Source organism: Streptomyces sp. NPDC001507, assembly GCF_042894765.1.
In the GTDB taxonomy this organism is placed as follows: Bacteria; Actinomycetota; Actinomycetes; order Streptomycetales; family Streptomycetaceae; genus Streptomyces.
This window is the reverse complement of record NZ_JBIAVV010000002.1, coordinates 261,794-277,620: the sequence shown is the minus strand read 5'-3', so window position 1 is coordinate 277,620 and position 15,827 is coordinate 261,794. Positions and strand designations below refer to the sequence as shown.

Below are 15,827 nucleotides of genomic sequence, written 5' to 3'. Positions count from 1 at the left end.
CTTAAATGTTCCTACAGACCCGACTCGGACGTGCGCACCAGGATGCGGCGGCAGTTCTCGCAGCGCACCACGGTGTCCGGCGCGGCCTTGCGGACCTCGGCCAGCTCGGTGATGGCGAGCTCCTGGCGGCAGCCCTGGCAGGTGCGGGCGTACAGCTTGGCCGCGCCGATGCCGCCCTGCTGCTCGCGCAGCTTGTCGTAGAGCTTGAGGAGGTCGGCGGGGACGGAGGCGGCGATGACCTCGCGCTCCTTGGTGACCGTGGCCGCCTCGGCGTCGATGTCCCCGGACGCGGCGTTGCGGCGGGCGGTCGCCTCGTCGATCCGGCCCTGGACGGCGCCGACCCGCTCGGTCAGCTCGGCGACCCGCTCCTGCGCGGACTCGCGGCGCTCCATGACCTCCAGGACGACGTCCTCCAGATCGCCCTGGCGCTTGGCGAGGGAGACGATCTCCTTCTGGAGGTTCTCCAGGTCCTTCGGGGAGGTGACCGCGCCGGAGTCGAGGCGCTGCTGGTCGCGGGCGGCGCGCTGGCGCACCTGGTCCACGTCCTGCTCGGCCTTGGTCTGCTCGCGGGCGGTGTCGCTCTCCTCGGTCTGCGCGGCCACGAGCAGGTCGCGCAGCTGGGTCAGGTCTTTGGTCAGCGACTCGATCTCGGCGTGCTCGGGCAGCGACTTCCGCTTGTGCGCCAGCTGCTGGAGGCGTACGTCCAGGGCCTGGACGTCAAGGAGTCGGATCTGGTCGGCGGGCGCTGCGTTCAGTTGGGGGCTCCAAGGGACGGTGAGTGGCTGGTCCAGGGGTCGGTGACCGTCTTGGAGACGTGCACGCGGAGGTCCCAGCTGTGGCGGTCGGAGATTTCGTCGAGCTGGGTGGCGGCCAGCTCGCACCAGGGCCATTCGGTGGCCCAGTGCGCCGCGTCGAGCAGCGCGAGGGGGCTGTGGGCCACCGCCTCCGACGCCGGGTGGTGGCGCAGGTCGGCGGTGAGGAAGGCGTCCACGCCGGCGGCGCGTACGACGTCGAAGAGGCTGTCGCCGGAGCCGCCGCTGACGGCGACCGTGCGGACGAGGGCCTCGGGGTCGCCGGCGACGCGGATGCCCTGCGCGGTGGCGGGGAGCCGGGCGGCGGCCCGGTCGGCGAGCTCGCGGACGGTCACCGGGTGGTCCAGCTCGCAGACGCGGCCGAGGCCCCGGCGGCCCTCCGGATCGGTGGGGTCCGGGGCCAGGGGGCGTACGACGCGCAGGTCCAGGGCGCCCGCGAGGGCGTCGGAGACGCCCGGGTCGGCGGTGTCGGCGTTGGTGTGGGCGACGTGCAGCGCGATGTCGTTCTTGATCAGGGTGTGCACGACCCGGCCCTTGAAGTGGGAGGCCGCGACCGTCGTCGTCCCGCGCAGGTAGAGCGGGTGGTGGGTGACCAGCAGGTCGGCGCCGAGCTTCACCGCCTCGTCGACGATGTCCTGGACCGGGTCGACGGCGAAGAGGACCCGCGTGACCTCCTGGCCGGGGTCGCCCACGACCGTACCGACCGCGTCCCAGGACTCGGCCCGCTCGGCGGGCCACAGGTTCTCCAGCGCGGCGATGACTTCTGACAGACGGGGCACGGGGAAAAGGCTACCTGCCTGTTCCGCGGGGCCGTACCTGCTCGCCCGCCGGAGGCAACCCGCAGCACACCCGCCCCCGTTTCCTCAGGCGAATCGTCGAGTGTGCACACGTATGTGTGAAGCCGTCGGCAGCCGGTGCCCCGCCTGTGCGTGCGAAAACTAGCTTCGTGGCCGGAGGTGACCGAACGATGACGGCCTGTGCGATCGAACCCTCGGCAGCGGACGAGGAAGACAGCGCGCCGGGGGCGGGCTGCACCATCACGGTGGACGGGGCGTACGCGGCCCGGCTGGCTCAGCAGGATGGTTCCTGCTTCCCGGAGCGGTGGACGCTGGACGGCCCCGAGCCGTACGCCGTACCGCTGCCCGGCAACCAGCCGGAGGAGCCGGGCACGGAGGTGCAGCCGCTGGGTGACGGGCGGGTGCTCATCCGCCGGCTGGTGGACGGGCGGCACCACTTCGCCCTCCTGTATCCGACCGGTCCCGGCACCGGTGAGCTGCCGCTGGGCGCGGTGGAGTGCCCGGACGAGGGGGCCGTGCTGCGGCTGCTGCCGCCGGCGCCGGGGGGTGTGCTCGCTTACGCGCTCGCCGTGGGACCGCGTTCCTCCGCCGTCTGGCTGGTGGCGGGCGGGGCCTTCGGTCCTGAGCAGGTCGCGGTGGTGCCGGGGCGGTGTGCGGGCGGGGTCTGGCTGGACCGGGCCGGGCGGATGCTGGCCCTGGACCGGGAGCTGGGCGGGCGGACCAAGGCGGTCGTGGTCGATCTGGAGCGCGGCGGCGAGGTGTCGCCGCTGCTGCAGATCGCGGCGGACAGCGACGACCGGCTGCTGCTCGCCGACCCGGACAGCGGGCTGATCCTGGTCGGCTCGGACGCGCCCAGCCCCGGGCAGGAACGGTTGGGCTGGGGTGTCCTCGGCTCCACGCTGCCGGTGCGCTTCCCGGAGAGCCTGCGGGTGCCGGAGTGCCCGGACTGCGTGGTGACGCCGTTCGCCGCCCAGCCGGGGCAGGTGCTGGTGCCGGAGAGCTGCGGGGTGGCGCTGCGGATCGACGGTCCGCTCGGCAGCTGGGTGGGGGTCTGGCGGCCCAGAGCCCGCAGGATGTGCCATCTCCCGGCGCCCGAGGGGTGGTTGACGGGTGCCGGGGTGTGGACGCAGGACGGGGTGCTGCGGCTGCCGTACGCCACGGGGGAGGTCCCGTGCGGCGTGGCGGCGGTGGCGGTGCCCTGGGGGGAGACGGGGGAGTACGGGGGGCCGGGGGACGCGGGCCCGGCGGATCCGGTGCGGGACGGCACGGCTGCCGGGGCGTCGGGTACGCCCGGGGAGCCGGCGGAACCGGATCCTCCGGTACCTGTCGTGGCCCGGCCGGTACCCCTCCAACAGGCGCCACTTGCACGGCTTGTAACGAACTAGTAGCGGTCGGCGTGGCCGCCTGGATTCGCCCCGTGGTGGGCCGGTTAGACTCGCCGCGCTGTAAGAAAGATCATGTTGACGGGGTGAATTCTTCCGATGAGCGACGCCAGCACGTCCCAGCACCTGTCCGCCGAGGCCCAGGAGACGGACGGCCACGGCAAGCACCGTGGCCACGTCTCGGCCCAGGACAGCGAGACGGCCCCCAGCGGCCGGCACCGCAAGCCGGAGCCGGCCGAGGTGGCAGCCTGACGGTAGGTGAGGGAGAGGGGCCCACCGGGTGACCGGTGGGCCCCTTTTCCGTGCCGTCTACCGTGCCGTCGCGGCGGCAGCCGGTGCGGCTTCCGTGCCGTCGCGGCGGCAACCGGTTCGGCGCGGGGCGTGCGGGGGCCGGGCCGGGCTCACAGGCCCAGGATGACCAGGGCGGTGTCGTCGGTGGCGTCACCGGGCGGGAGCAGGTCGGCGAGCACGGCGTCGGCGAGGGCCTCGCATCGGAGGGCGCGGTTGCGGACCAGGGAGTCGGCGAGCCGGGCGAGGCCCTTGTCGATGTCCTCGCCGCGGCGTTCGATCAGGCCGTCGGTGTAGAGCACTAGGACGGAGTCCTCGCGGAAGGACATGACGGCCTGGGTCCGGGGGCCGTGCTGGGGGCGGGCGGCCAGCGGCGGGTCGGTCGCCTGGTCCAGGAACTCGACGGTCCCGTCCGGCCGGAGAACCGCCGGTGGGGGGTGGCCGGCGCTGCTGTAGGTGATGGTGTCGTTCTCCCAGTCGACGAATGCCGTCGCCACGGTGGTGTTCTCGGCGCCGTCGACGGTGCGGGCGTACTGCCCGAGGACCTCAAGGGCGCGGGCGGGGCCCTCGGGGACGAGGGAGGCGGCGGTGAGGGCGCTGCGCAGTTGCCCCATGACGCAGGCCGCGGGCAGACCGTGGCCGACGACGTCGCCGACGGCCACGGCGATGCGGTCGCCGGGCAGGTCGATCAGGTCGTACCAGTCGCCGGCCACGTTGAGCGCCTCGGCGGCGGGCCGGTAGCGGACGGCCGCCGGGTGCCGGCCGATCTGGCGCGGGGCGGGCAGCATGGCTTCCTGCAGGGTCAGCGCGACCTCACGGGCACGGATGAGTTCGGTGACGTCCTCCAGCCGGTGCAGCAGCAGCGTCACCTGCCCGTCGTCCCCGAACACGGGAATGTTGGTCACGTTGAAGTACCGCTCGTGCCACACCCCGGGCTGGTCCGGGTCCTCCCTGTCGAAGCGCTGCAGCGCAACGACGCTGCGCTCGCCGGTGTCCGCCGCCCGGCGCAGGGACGCCAGAACCCTGAGCAGGAGAGGCTCGGCGGACTCGTTCTCGATCTCGATGCTGTCCTCGGGCAGGAAGCGCCCGATCATCTGCTCCCGGGGCAGGCCGCGCAGGCGCTCGAACTCGGCGTTGGCGTCGGCGTAGATCAGCTGTGGGGTCACCAGCGCCGCGGCCCCGGGAAGGGCCTGGAACACCGCCGCGTAGTCGACCGCCGGACCAGCCATGATCTTCCTTGCTCACCCCGCTGCTCGCTCGTCTTTTCACGGTACGAGGTCTTTTCACGATACGAGCAGGTGGTCGCGGCTCGCACCACGAGGCCGCGGCGCCGCCCACGGCGCCGCGGCCGGCCGGTGTCACCCGCGCTTCAGCCCCAGCACCTCCGCCGCCGCGAACGTCTCCCCCGCCGGTCGCTGCGCGTAGTGCGGTGTGAGCGCGGCGTCGAGTTCGGCGTAGTCGAAGGTGTCCTGCTTGCTGTCGAACCTGGCCTGCACGCGCGGGCGTTCCACGACGGCGACCATGCCGCCGTGGACCACGAGCAGCTGGCCGTTGATCCGTCCGGCGGCCGGGGAGGCCAGGTAGCCGACGAGCGGGGCGACGTGCTCGGGGGCGAGGGGGTCGAGGCCCTCGGCGGGCTGTTCGAAGCCGGCGAAGACGTCCTCGGTCATCCGGGTGCGGGCGCGCGGGCAGATCACGTTGGCGGTGACGCCGTACTTGGCGAGGGCGAGGGCCGTGGAGGTGGTCAGGCCGACGATGCCGCCCTTCGCGGCCGCGTAGTTGGGCTGGCCCGCGGAGCCGGCGAGGAAGGCCTCGGAGGAGGTGTTCACGATCCGGCCGTAGACCTTCTCGCCGCCCGCCGCCTTGGAACGGTCCCGCCAGTGCGCGGCCGCGAAACGGGTGGTGTTGAAGTGACCCTTGAGGTGGACCCTGATCACCGAGTCCCACTCGTCCTCGGTCATGGAGAAGACCATGCGGTCGCGCAGGATCCCGGCGTTGTTGACGAGGATGTCCAGCTTTCCGTAACGGGTTGTCGCAAGCGTGAGAAGGTCTCGCGCCTGCGAGAAGTCGGCGACGTCTCCGGTGTGGGCGACGGCCTCGCCGCCCGTCGCACGGATCTCCTCCGCGACCTGCTCGGCGGGTGCCGAGGAGCCCTCCCCCGAACCGTCCCGGCCCGGCCGGCCGAAGTCGTTGACGACGACGGCCGCGCCCAGCCGGGCCAGCTCCAGCGCCTCGGCCCGGCCGAGGCCCCGGCCGGCCCCCGTGACGACGGCGGCCAGCCCTTCCAGCGGCCTCTCCGGCATACGGCGGCCCCTCAGATCTCTATGCAGGTGCGCAGGGCGGTGCCCGTGCGCATCTGGTCCAGGGCCTCGTTGATCCCGGCCAGCGGCACCCGGTGGGTGATCAGGCCCTCCAGGTCAATCCGTCCCGCCCGCCACAGGGCGATCGTCCGCTCGTAGGAGCGGACCACGTCTCCGCCGCCGTACATGGACGGCAGGATCCGCTTCTCGTCGAAGAACAGCTCGAACATGTTGAGCTGGAGGAAGTCGTCCATGGCGCCCGCGCCGACGACCACGAGGGTGCCGCCGCGCCGGGTGTTCTCGTACGCGGTCCGGGCGGTGGCGGACCTGCCGACGACCTCGAAGACGTAGTCGAAGCCCTCGCCCGCGGTGACCTCCTGCTTGACGCCCGGCAGTTCGTCCGGCGAGACCGCCCGCGTCGCCCCGAACCCGAGCGCCGACTCGCGCCGCGACTCGACCGGGTCGACGGCGACGATCTCGGCCGCGCCCTTGAGCCGCGCCCCCTGGATCGCCGAGATCCCGACGCCTCCGCAGCCGATGACGGCGACCGACGAACCGGCCTCCAGATCGGCCGTGTTGAGGGCCGCACCGAGCCCGGTGGTCACTCCGCAGCCGATCAGCGCGGCGATGTCGAAGGGCACGTCGTCCGGGATCGGCACCGCGCACCCGGCGTCGACCACGACCTCCTCGGTGAAGGTGCCGGTGCCCGCGAAGCCGAAGACGTCCTGGCCGGGGCGCCGGAAGTTGGGGGTGCCTGCGTTCATGAAGCCGGCGAGGCACAGCTCGGTCTGGCCGCGCCTGCAGGCGGGGCAGGCGCCGCAGGCCGGGAGCCAGCAGACCACCACCCGGTCGCCGGGCTTCACCCGGGTGACGCCCTCCCCCACCTCCAGGACCTCGCCCGCGCCCTCGTGGCCCGGTACGAACGGTCCCGGCTGCGGCAGCACCCCGCTCATCGCCGACAGGTCCGAGTGGCACAGCCCCGTGGCGCGCACCCGGATGCGGACCCTGCCGGGCCCGAATCCCACCGCCTCGACGTCGTCGAGGACGTCCAGTTTCTCCTGGCCGATCTCGTGCAGTACGGCTGCGCGCATGCTGCGGCTCCCCTCAACTGCCTACTGGATCAAAGGTGTCCGACGATCGTGTCGGCGAGGACGGGCGCGTCCTCGCGCTCTGCGGCGCTCACGGCGACCCGGACCCGCCCGTCGCCCCGCCACATCCGGATGCGCAGGGTCTCCCCCGGGTACACCACCCCGGCGAACCGCGTCGTGTACGACCGCACCCGGCTCACGTCCCCGCCGAGCAGTGTGTCCACGACCGCCTTGAGCGTCATGCCGTAGGTGCACAGCCCGTGCAGGATGGGCCGGTCGAAGCCGGCGAGCTTGGCGAACTCGGGGTCGGCGTGCAGTGGGTTGTAGTCGCCGGAGAGGCGGTAGAGCAGGGCCTGGTCCTCGCGGACCGGGCGCTCGACGGTCCGGTCCGGCTCGCCGGCCGGTGGGTCGAGCCGGGTCGAGGGGCCGCGGTCGCCGCCCCAGCCGCCCTCCCCCCGTACGAAGATCTGGGCGTCGTTGGTCCACAGCGGGCCGTCGGCGTCCGCGACGTCGGTGCGCATCACCAGGACGGCCGCCTTGCCCTTGTCGTACACCGCGGCGATACGGCTCGTGGCGGTGGCGGTGCCCGCGGGCGGGATCGGGCGGTGCAGGGTGAGGGACTGGCCGCCGTGCAGCACCTTGGCGAGGTCGACGTCGATGCCGGGCATGGACAGTCCGCCGATCACCCCGGGTGAACCGGCGCCCGCGACGGTGGCGAAGCTGGGCAGGACGTGCAGCCGGGTCTCCAGGGTGTAGCGCAGTTCGTCGGGGTCCGTGGCGGGGCGGCCCGCGCCGATGCCGAGGTGGTAGAGCTGGACGTCCCGGCGCTCCCAGCGGATCTCCCCGGACCTGGGTTCGGCGGCGAGGGCCTTGGCGGCGTCGATGGGCATACGGCTCCTGAGGTGTCTCAAGACCCCGGCACGGCCGTCCGCACCGTCGGCCGCACCGAGGTCGTCCACGGGTGCAGATCTAGAACGCGTTCCATTCCAGCGCACCTTGTATAGCCCAGCCCTCCGCACTTGTGAAGGCTCCTGACGTCGCGTCAGATGCAGCGGTGCCGGACCATGACATTTGTCCTGCCCACGGCCGTACATCCGCCTCTGCCGAACCGGCGCCGCCTTCCGTAGGGTCGTAGCGCCGGACAGTACGGCCGGACGGAACAGAACACAACGAACAGGTACGGATCCACACCGATCGGGGGAAGAGTGACATGGCGTGGTGGCAGCAGGTGAAGTGTCAGGCGGACGGGTGGCGGACGGCCCGTGCCCAGTGGCGGGAGGAGATGGCCCGCTTCAAGGAGCAGCAGAAGGCCGCGCGGAAGAACGGGGAGGTGCCCGACCACGCGGGGCCGCCGCCCTCCGGGTTCGCCCTGCTCCCGTGGCTGCTGATGGGGCTGGGCTCGCTCTCCAACCTGCTCCAGGGCAAGACGGCCAACCCGTGGATCGGCGGGATCGGCCTGCTCGCCTTCAACTCGCTGTACATCTACGTGACCTTCCGCTCCTTCCGCAAAGAGGCCAGGGAGGCCGTCTCCACCCGTGTCGCCCTGCTGCTGATGGGCCTGCTGACCACCGGCCTGGCCCTCGGCTACGGCGGCAACTGGCTGATGTTCTTCCCGCTGCTCGGCCTCGCCACGGGCGCGGCGCTGCGCGGCCCCTGGCTGGGCCGGACCGGCATCCTGCTGGCCTGCTTCGCGGGCGCGGCCTCCTGGTACCGGGACGGCTCCGACGCCATCACCATCGCCTACGGCACCTTCCTGTCGACGATGATCACCGCCGCGATCCTCTCCCTCTCCGAGGCCGTGCGGGAGCTGCGCGCGGCCCGCGAGGAGCTGGCCCGGCGGGCGGTGGAGAAGGAGCGGCTGCGCTTCTCGCGGGATCTGCACGACCTGCTCGGCCACACCCTCTCCGTGATCGTCGTGAAGTCGGAGGCGGCCCGGCGCGTCGCGCCCCGGGACCTGGACGCGGCGCTGACCCAGATCTCCGACATCGAGTCGGTCGGCAGGCAGGCGCTGACCGAGATCCGCGAGGCGGTGACCGGCTACCGGGAGGGCAGCCTGGCCGCCGATCTCGTCCGGGCCCGGTCGGCCCTGACGGCGGCCGGCGTCGAGCCGGTGGTCCGGCAGTCGGGGGCGCCGCTCGTCCCGCAGACCGAGACGCTGCTCGGCTGGGTGGTGCGCGAGGCGGTCACCAACGTGGTCCGGCACAGCGACGCCACGCGCTGCGAGATCGCCGTCGACAGCGCCGCCGGGCGGGCCCGGCTGACGGTCGCCGACAACGGCTCGGGCGCGGTGTCCGCCGAGCCCTGCCGGGAGGGCATCGGCGGCACCGGCCTGCAGGGTCTGACCGAGCGCCTCGCGGCGGCGGGCGGCTCCCTCACGGCCGGCCCGGCGCCGCGCGGCGGCTTCACGGTCACCGCGGAACTTCCCACCGAGGCGCTGGAACTGCTGGCCCCGGCGGCCGCTACGGCGCCCAGGGCGAGCTGACGGCCCAGCTGACGTCGTCGGTCCAGGACGTGGCGCTGTCCCAGGCGTTCGAGCCGCCGTCGCTCGCTATGTAGAGGTCGTAGTTGTAGTGGCGCAGGTATTTCGTCGGATAGTTGTACGAGGCGAAGGACGTGCCCGTGCCGCTCTTCCCGGTCGTCGGACAGAAGGTCGCGTCCTGCCGATACGTCGTGGTGCCGTCCATGGGCTGCCGGTAGATCTTGTAGTTGTAGTGGCGCAGGTAGTCGCCGGGGTAGTTCCGGGACTCGAAGGAGACGCAGGAGCTGCTCGCGAGGCCGGGGCGGACGATCCAGGTGGCGTCGTTCTTGTCGAGGGCGGAGCTGCTGGAGGTGATGGCCGACAGCACGCCGGCGTTGTTCTGGTGGCGGACGTAGTCGGTGGTGCAGCAGGACGTGGTGGCCTTGAGGGAGATCTCCGAGGCGGAGTTGAGGCTGCCGGTGGAGCCGGTCGCGCCGCCGTAGCCGACGGAGACGATGTTGGACTGGACGGCGTCGTCGGCGGCGTCGGTCGGGATGCCTGAGGTCATCACGCCCTCGAAGAACGAGCCGATGGAGCCGTTGCTGTTGTCGCCGCCGGTGCCGAGGACGATCGCGCCCTCCTGGTGCATCGGCGAGTAACCGCTGCTGGTACTGGGCTCACCGCCGGAATAGGTGGTGGTGAGACCGCCTGATTGTGCGTTTCCCCATTTCAGTGCGAAATGGTCCTGTCCGTTGTTCTTCAGCAGCGCGGTGACGAACGGTATCGCGCCGGTGCCGGTGTTGGAGGAGTTGGTGCTGTAGCCGAGGTTGGACTCGAACAGCCCGTTCTCCAGGTCCGCCTGGACCCAGGGGCCGGAGCCGTAGCAGGGCGAGAACCAGCACTCGGTGCCGAAGTTGATGGCGTCCATGTGGCCGTTGCCGGTGTCCTTGTTGTTGGTCTCGGCGTTGCCGTAGTCGAAGCAGCAGCTGCCGTTGACATGGGTGCCGGAGGTGACCATGTACATCCCCTCGGCGGCGCCGTTGGTGGCGACTCCCGAGGTGGAGTTGTCCCGGTAGCCCATGCCGGCCGAGATCTCCAGGCCGTACACCTGGTGCCCGCCCACGGTCACCGGCAGCGCGTCCGCCGGGGCCCCGACATCGGCCGCGCCGGCCCCGCCGGCGCCCTCGACGGTGAGGTCGTTGTGCTTGCCGGACTGGTCGTAGATCCTGGTGACGATGCAGGTCGTACCGGCGCAGAAGGAGTTCTGCGCGGCCGCGTTGGCGTAGCCGCCGGTGGCCAGCAGCCCTATGCCGGCCGTGGCGCCGTCCGAGGCGCGCTGCACCTGGTAGAGGGAGCCGCCGTACGACGAGTACAGCGCCCGGACCATGCTGTGCGCGGCGACGCACGGGGTGCCGGCGGCGGCGTAGACGTCACACGGCAGCGAACCGGCGGCGGACGCCTCGGGGGCGCCGGCCCCGACGACGAGCGCGGCGACGGTGGCGAACGCGGCGAGCACGGACAGGACGGCTCTGCGGACGCGCGGCGGACAGGAGCGCAGGGCTCGTACAGGCACTGAGAACACGGTGCACCTCTTCCTGGTTCCTCGTAGGGCGGTGCGGGTTCCTGACGTCCGGTATCCCGAACGTCGTTCGATCGAAATACCGAACTTATTCAGCTGTCGAAATACCGACCATTCGCCGGCCATTCAGGGAATTGCAGAGGTGATTGTTTGAGCATGGTCAACCGCCGTCAAGACCTGCGGCGCGGAACAATGGCCATTCTTTAATTGCCGGGCGCGACGCTACGCTTGGGCTGTGTACGAGCCTGCGAACGAGATGCCCCGGGACCACCGGCCCGCGAAGTCCATCAGGGTGCTGCTCGCCGAGGACCAGGGGATGATGCGCGGGGCTCTCGCCTTACTGCTCGGGATGGAGCCGGACATCGAGGTCGTCGCCCAGGTCGGGACGGGCGACGCGATCGTGGACGCCGCGCTCGTCCACCGGCCCGACGTGGCCCTCCTCGACATCGAACTGCCGGGCATGAGCGGCCTGGACGCGGCGGCGGAGCTGCGTGAACAGGCGCCGGACTGCCGGGTGCTGATCCTGACCACCTTCGGCCGGCCCGGCTATCTGCGCCGGGCGATGGAGGCCGGGGCGGCCGGGTTCCTCGTCAAGGACGGGCCGGTGGAGGAACTGGCCCGGGCGATCCGGCGGGTGCTCACCGGGGAGACCGTGGTCGACCCGGCGCTCGCCACCGCCGCGCTCAGCGCCGGGCCGAACCCGCTCACCGCCCGCGAGTGCGACGTGCTGAAGGCGTCGGTGGACGGCGCGACCGTCGCCGACATCGCGGCGAAGCTGCATCTGTCGGAGTCGACGGTCCGCAACTACCTCTCCGCCGCGATCGGCAAGACCGGCACCCGCAACCGGGCGGAGGCGGTACGGGAGGCCCGGCAGCAGGGGTGGCTGTGACCTCCCGGGCGTCCCGGCGAACCGGCCGAGTGCCTTACCTCGTCACCTCCGCCGACTTGTAGACCGTGCCCTGCGGAGCGACGCAGACGAACCAGTTCGCCGCCGGGAAACCGTCGACCGTACGGATCGCGTTGCCGTCGTCGTGTGCCGAGAAGCCCACGAGGGGGTGGGCCACGCCGGTCCGGCCGTCCTTCCAGTCGCAGGTGACCTCCTGGGCGGTCCTGGCGACCATGCCGATCACCAGCCGCCCCGAGCTCGCGGGGTCGGACGAGAACCGGGTCGCGATGGCCTCCATGTCCGTGCCTGCGTAGGACTCCGGTGTGCGGACGGTGTTGAACATGACCTGCTGGGCGTGCTCCTCCCCCCAGCCCCGGGTCGCGAAGTAGGAGATCTTGCCGATCAGATCGGCAGCCTTGCGCACGTCCGCCGGCTTCAGTCCCAATGCGTCCATGCGGTCGAACTGCCGGTCCGCCTCAGCCTCGTTGCGCGGCGCTCCCCACACCTGGACGCTGACGCTCCACTCCTTGCCCCGGTAGGTCCCTCGGGACAGCTCGGTCCGCTGCGGCTCGTAGACGTGCCGCGCCTCGGGAGATGCCGGGGGTGCCGCCACCTCCGCCCGATGCTCCCCGGGCAGCCCGGTGACCGCCAGTGTCCCCCCCGCCGATCCCGCCAGCACCGCGACCGCCGTGGCCGTCGCCACCGCCCACCGCCGGGCCCTGCGTCGGCGGCCGCCGCGCATGACCGCCTGCACCGGGGCTATGCCGATCTCGACCTCGTCCGCGGCGTCCGCGAGGAGGAGGGCGATGTCCGTCTGTGTCATGTCGTGGTTCTCTCGGTCCGCGCTCATCAGTTACGCCCTCCCTGCGTCGCCATGTCGGCCAGTCCCGGTATGGCACGGAGTTTCGCGATCCCCTTGGCCGCGTTGCTCTTGACCGTGCCCGCCGAACAGCCCATCGCCCGCGCCGCCTGGGTCTCCGTCAGGTCATCCCAGTAGCGCAGCACCACCGCCTCCCGCTGCCGTGGCGGCAGTTGGGCGAGCGCCTCGAGGAGGGCGCTGCGGTCGTCGGCCTGGGCGATCCGGTCCCCCGTGTCCGGTACCTCGCGCACCAGGCCCGAGTCGTCCTTGGGCGCCAGGAACTCCTTGAGTTTCCTTCTGTGCCTGCGCGCGTGCGCGTTGATCATCACGCGCCGCACGTACGCCTCCGGGTCGTCGGCCGAGCCGACCTTCCGCCAGGCGGCGAAGACCTGTTCCAGCGTCGACTGGACCAGGTCCTCGGCGGCGTGCTGCTCCCCCGTGAGGAGAAATGCCGTACGCATCAGCCGCGGCCAGCGGCCGATCATGAAGCTCTGGAACTCCTCGTTCCGAGCGTCCTTCCGCTCCCCCATGGGCACCTCCTAGATACAAGAAGGAGTCCACGAGCCGCCCGGACCGTTGCCTGCCGTCCCGGAAAAATTCCGGCCTACCTCGCGGAGACGTTCCGCTTCGCGGGGACGTTCCGCCGCGGCAGCCACAGCAGCATCAGGAGCGCCCCGGCCAGCAGCACCCCGGTGCTGGTGCGGAAGGCGGCCGCGTACCCGTCCGTGAGGGCGGCCGCGCCGCCGCCGCCGTCGGTCCGGGCCGCCGCGATCGTCGACATCACCGCGAGCCCCAGCGAACCGCCCATCGTGCGCGAGGTGTTGATCAGCCCCGAGAGCAGTCCGGCCTCGGCCGGCGCCGCCCCCGCCGTGGCCAGTGCGGCCAGCGGGGTCGCGGCCAGACCCGCGCCGAGCATCATCAGGATGCCGGGGAACATGATGGCCGTCGCGTAGGCGCCGTGCGGACCCATCGTCGACTGCCAGGCGAACCCGGTCGCGGCGACCAGCGTGCCGGACACCGCGACCGTCCGCGCCCCCGCGCGCCGCATCAGCCGGGGCGCCGTCTTGGAGCCGACGAGCACCGCGACCGAGCTGGGCACCAGGGCGAGACCGGCCTCCAGCGGGGTGTAGCCGAGGACGTTCTGGGCGTAGAGCGTCATGAAGTACCACATGCAGAACATCGCCGAACCGGAGACCAGCATGGCCGCGTTGGCCGACGCCACCGGCCGCCGGCCGAGCAGTCCGAGCGGCATCAGCGGGGCCGCCGTACGCGCCTCGACGGCCAGGAACAGGCCGAGCAGGGCGAGCCCGGCGGCGAGCGGGAGCAGGGTGGCGGACGCCGTCCAGCCCTCGGCCTCGGTCTGCGAGATGCCGTACGCCAGGGTGCCGAGGCCCGCCGTCACCAGCAGGGCGCCGGGCAGGTCGAGGCGCCGTCCGTCGCCGGCCCGGCTCTCCGTCAGCCACAGCACGGACCCGGCGAGGACGAGCGCGCCCACCGGCACGTTGATGAGCAGCACCCAGCGCCAGGACAGCACGTCGACCAGCACCCCGCCGACCAGTCCGCCGGCCGCGCCGCCTCCCGCACCCACCGCCGTCCAGGTGGCGATCGCCCGCGCCCGGGCCGGCCCCTCCGGCACCGCGGCGGTCAGCAGGGTCAGCGTCGAGGGGGCGAGGACCGCGGCGCCCAGCCCCTGCACGGCGCGGGCGAGCAGCAGCTGCCAGCCGTCCTGGGCGAGCCCGCCGCCGAGCGAGGCCAGCGTGAACAGGCCGAGCCCGACCAGGAACATCCGCTTGCGCCCGTACAGGTCGCCGGCCCGGCCGCCGAGCAGCATGAACCCGGCGAAGGCGATGGCGTACGCGTTGACCACCCACTGCAGGCCCGACGCGCTCAGCCCCAGGTCGGCACGCATCGACGGCAACGCCACGTTCACCACGGACACGTCGAGGACGACCAGGAACTGCCCGGCGCACGCCAGCGACACCACCAGCCAGGTGGGGGGCGCGGTGCGGCGGGATATGTGGGCGGTGTCCGCGGCTTCGAGCATGGGTGTCATGCTCTCAAGCCGGTTACGGTCCTTGCATCGGCTTTTCGGCCCACGTGGCCTCGGTCGTACGCCCTAAGCGCTCCGCCGAAGCAGCGTCACCACCGCCGCCCCGCCCAGCCCGATGTTGTGGGCGAGCCCCACGCGGGCCCCGGGCACCTGCCGGTCGCCGGCCGTGCCGCGCAGCTGCCAGACCAGCTCGACGGTCTGCGCGAGGCCGGTCGCGCCCAGCGGATGCCCCTTGGAGATGAGCCCGCCGGAGGGGTTCACCACCCACCGGCCGCCGTAGGTGGTCGCGCCGGACTCGACGAGCTTGCCCGACTCGCCGGCGGCGCACATGCCGAGCGCCTCGTAGGTCAGCAGCTCGTTGACGGAGAAGCAGTCGTGGAGTTCGACGACGTCGACGTCCTCGATGCCGAGGCCTGAGCGGTCGTACACCTGCCGGGCCGCGGCCCGTGACATGGGCTGCCCGACGACGTCGATGCAGGAGCCCGACGCGAAGGACTCCTCGGTGTCGGTCGTCATCGCCTGCGCGACGATCTCGACGAGACCGGTGAGGCCGCGGCGTTCGGCGAACCGTTCGGAGACGACCACGGCCGCCGCCGCGCCGTCGGAGGTGGGCGAGCACTGGAGTTTGGTGAGCGGGCGGTGGACGGTGCGGGCGGCGAGGATGTCGTCGGTCTCGTACACGTCCTGGAACTGCGCGTACGGGTTGAGGGCCGAGTGCCGGTGGTTCTTGGCGGCCACGGCGGCGAGCTGGGCCTCGGTCGTGCCGTACCGCTCCATGTGCTCACGGGCCGCGTCGCCGAAGATCTGCGCGGTGGGCGGCGTCGCCTCGAAGCCGTGCCGGGCGGCCATGACACCGTAGTGCCGGGCGACCGGGGAGGTGGAGAAGTCGCCGCCGTCGGCGCCGCCGCCGAGCGCGCCCCTCTTCATCTCCTCGAAGCCGAGGGCCAGGACGCAGTCGGCCGCACCGCCCTCGACCAGCTGGCGGGCGAGCATCAGGGCGGTGGCGCCGGTGGCGCAGTTGTTGTTGACGTTGTAGACGGGGACGCCGGTGAGACCCAGCTCATAGGCGGCGCGCTGGCCGGCGGTCGAGGGCTGGAAGCAGTAGCCGACAGGAACCTGTTCCACATCCTGGTAGGAGATCCCGGCGTCGGCGAGTGCGGAGCCGCCGGCCTCCCGGACCATGTCCCAGTACTGCCAGTCACGGCTCTCGGGCTTCTCGAACCTGGTCATCCCGACGCCGGCTAGGTACGCCTTCACAGCAGCCATGACGCGTGAGATTAGAACACGTTCCACAAACAGGCCAGACTTGACGGGAGATCAGAAACCCA

15 protein-coding genes are annotated in these 15,827 nt (G+C 72.2%); 4 read left to right on the top strand and 11 right to left on the bottom strand.

Annotated elements, in window-relative coordinates; genetic code table 11:
- Nucleotides 1-11 precede the first annotated feature (11 nt).
- Complete coding sequence (locus ACFY0K_RS07445; RefSeq protein ID WP_390639456.1) at nucleotides 12-755, bottom strand: zinc ribbon domain-containing protein; 744 nt, start codon at nucleotides 753-755, stop codon at nucleotides 12-14.
- The gene (locus tag ACFY0K_RS07440; RefSeq protein ID WP_390639036.1) at nucleotides 752-1,591 is read right to left on the bottom strand and encodes a Nif3-like dinuclear metal center hexameric protein; all 840 of its coding nucleotides are present in this window, start codon (nucleotides 1,589-1,591) and stop codon (nucleotides 752-754) included. Before ACFY0K_RS07440 ends, ACFY0K_RS07445 begins: the two co-directional genes overlap by 4 nt.
- A gap of 188 nt (nucleotides 1,592-1,779) precedes the next feature.
- On the opposite strand from ACFY0K_RS07440, the gene ACFY0K_RS07435 reads away from it, so the two are divergent.
- Together ACFY0K_RS07435 and ACFY0K_RS07430 are read left to right on the top strand one after the other, a co-directional pair.
- Nucleotides 1,780-2,994, top strand: coding sequence for a hypothetical protein (locus tag ACFY0K_RS07435; protein WP_390639035.1), 1,215 nt, complete (start codon nucleotides 1,780-1,782; stop codon nucleotides 2,992-2,994).
- Between the two features lie 96 nt (nucleotides 2,995-3,090).
- On the top strand, nucleotides 3,091-3,243 hold the full coding sequence (locus tag ACFY0K_RS07430; RefSeq protein ID WP_093503641.1) for a hypothetical protein: 153 nt from the start codon (nucleotides 3,091-3,093) through the stop codon (nucleotides 3,241-3,243).
- A 149-nt stretch (nucleotides 3,244-3,392) separates the two neighbouring features.
- Here the strand turns inward: ACFY0K_RS07430 and ACFY0K_RS07425 are convergent, their stop codons facing one another.
- From ACFY0K_RS07425 to ACFY0K_RS07410, 4 genes are all read right to left on the bottom strand, one after another.
- Nucleotides 3,393-4,508, bottom strand: a complete 1,116-nt coding sequence (locus tag ACFY0K_RS07425) for a SpoIIE family protein phosphatase (protein WP_351954723.1) — start codon at nucleotides 4,506-4,508, stop codon at nucleotides 3,393-3,395.
- Between the two features lie 129 nt (nucleotides 4,509-4,637).
- Nucleotides 4,638-5,582, bottom strand: coding sequence for a 3-oxoacyl-ACP reductase (locus ACFY0K_RS07420; RefSeq protein WP_390639034.1), 945 nt, complete (start codon nucleotides 5,580-5,582; stop codon nucleotides 4,638-4,640).
- Nucleotides 5,583-5,593: 11 nt separating this feature from the next.
- Complete coding sequence (locus ACFY0K_RS07415) at nucleotides 5,594-6,670, bottom strand: Zn-dependent alcohol dehydrogenase (protein WP_390639033.1); 1,077 nt, start codon at nucleotides 6,668-6,670, stop codon at nucleotides 5,594-5,596.
- A gap of 29 nt (nucleotides 6,671-6,699) precedes the next feature.
- Nucleotides 6,700-7,557, bottom strand: a complete 858-nt coding sequence (locus ACFY0K_RS07410; protein WP_390639032.1) for a MaoC/PaaZ C-terminal domain-containing protein — start codon at nucleotides 7,555-7,557, stop codon at nucleotides 6,700-6,702.
- A gap of 320 nt (nucleotides 7,558-7,877) precedes the next feature.
- On the opposite strand from ACFY0K_RS07410, the gene ACFY0K_RS07405 reads away from it, so the two are divergent.
- Entirely contained in the window at nucleotides 7,878-9,149 is a 1,272-nt protein-coding gene (locus tag ACFY0K_RS07405) for a sensor histidine kinase (RefSeq protein ID WP_390639031.1), read from the top strand.
- On the opposite strand, the gene ACFY0K_RS07400 is transcribed toward ACFY0K_RS07405, so the two are convergent.
- A complete protein-coding gene (locus ACFY0K_RS07400) occupies nucleotides 9,127-10,698 on the bottom strand; it encodes an alpha-L-arabinofuranosidase B (RefSeq protein WP_390639030.1) in 1,572 nt (523 codons plus the stop codon). The genes ACFY0K_RS07405 and ACFY0K_RS07400 overlap by 23 nt on opposite strands.
- A 262-nt stretch (nucleotides 10,699-10,960) precedes the next feature.
- Between ACFY0K_RS07400 and ACFY0K_RS07395 the strand changes: the two genes are divergently transcribed.
- A complete protein-coding gene (locus tag ACFY0K_RS07395; protein ID WP_351490902.1) occupies nucleotides 10,961-11,593 on the top strand; it encodes a response regulator transcription factor in 633 nt (210 codons plus the stop codon).
- A 34-nt stretch (nucleotides 11,594-11,627) separates the two neighbouring features.
- Here the strand turns inward: ACFY0K_RS07395 and ACFY0K_RS07390 are convergent, their stop codons facing one another.
- The 4 genes from ACFY0K_RS07390 to ACFY0K_RS07375 all read right to left on the bottom strand — a co-directional run bounded on the left by ACFY0K_RS07390 (nucleotide 11,628) and on the right by ACFY0K_RS07375 (nucleotide 15,765).
- Nucleotides 11,628-12,440: a hypothetical protein gene (locus tag ACFY0K_RS07390; protein WP_390639029.1), complete on the bottom strand. Its 813-nt coding sequence runs from the start codon at nucleotides 12,438-12,440 to the stop codon at nucleotides 11,628-11,630.
- On the bottom strand, nucleotides 12,440-12,979 hold the full coding sequence (locus ACFY0K_RS07385) for a SigE family RNA polymerase sigma factor (RefSeq protein WP_390639028.1): 540 nt from the start codon (nucleotides 12,977-12,979) through the stop codon (nucleotides 12,440-12,442). Before ACFY0K_RS07385 ends, ACFY0K_RS07390 begins: the two co-directional genes overlap by 1 nt.
- Nucleotides 12,980-13,053: 74 nt before the next feature.
- Entirely contained in the window at nucleotides 13,054-14,502 is a 1,449-nt protein-coding gene (locus ACFY0K_RS07380; RefSeq protein WP_390639027.1) for an MFS transporter, read from the bottom strand.
- Nucleotides 14,503-14,565: 63 nt separating this feature from the next.
- Entirely contained in the window at nucleotides 14,566-15,765 is a 1,200-nt protein-coding gene (locus ACFY0K_RS07375) for a lipid-transfer protein (protein WP_390639026.1), read from the bottom strand.
- Between the last annotated feature and the right edge of the window lie 62 nt (nucleotides 15,766-15,827).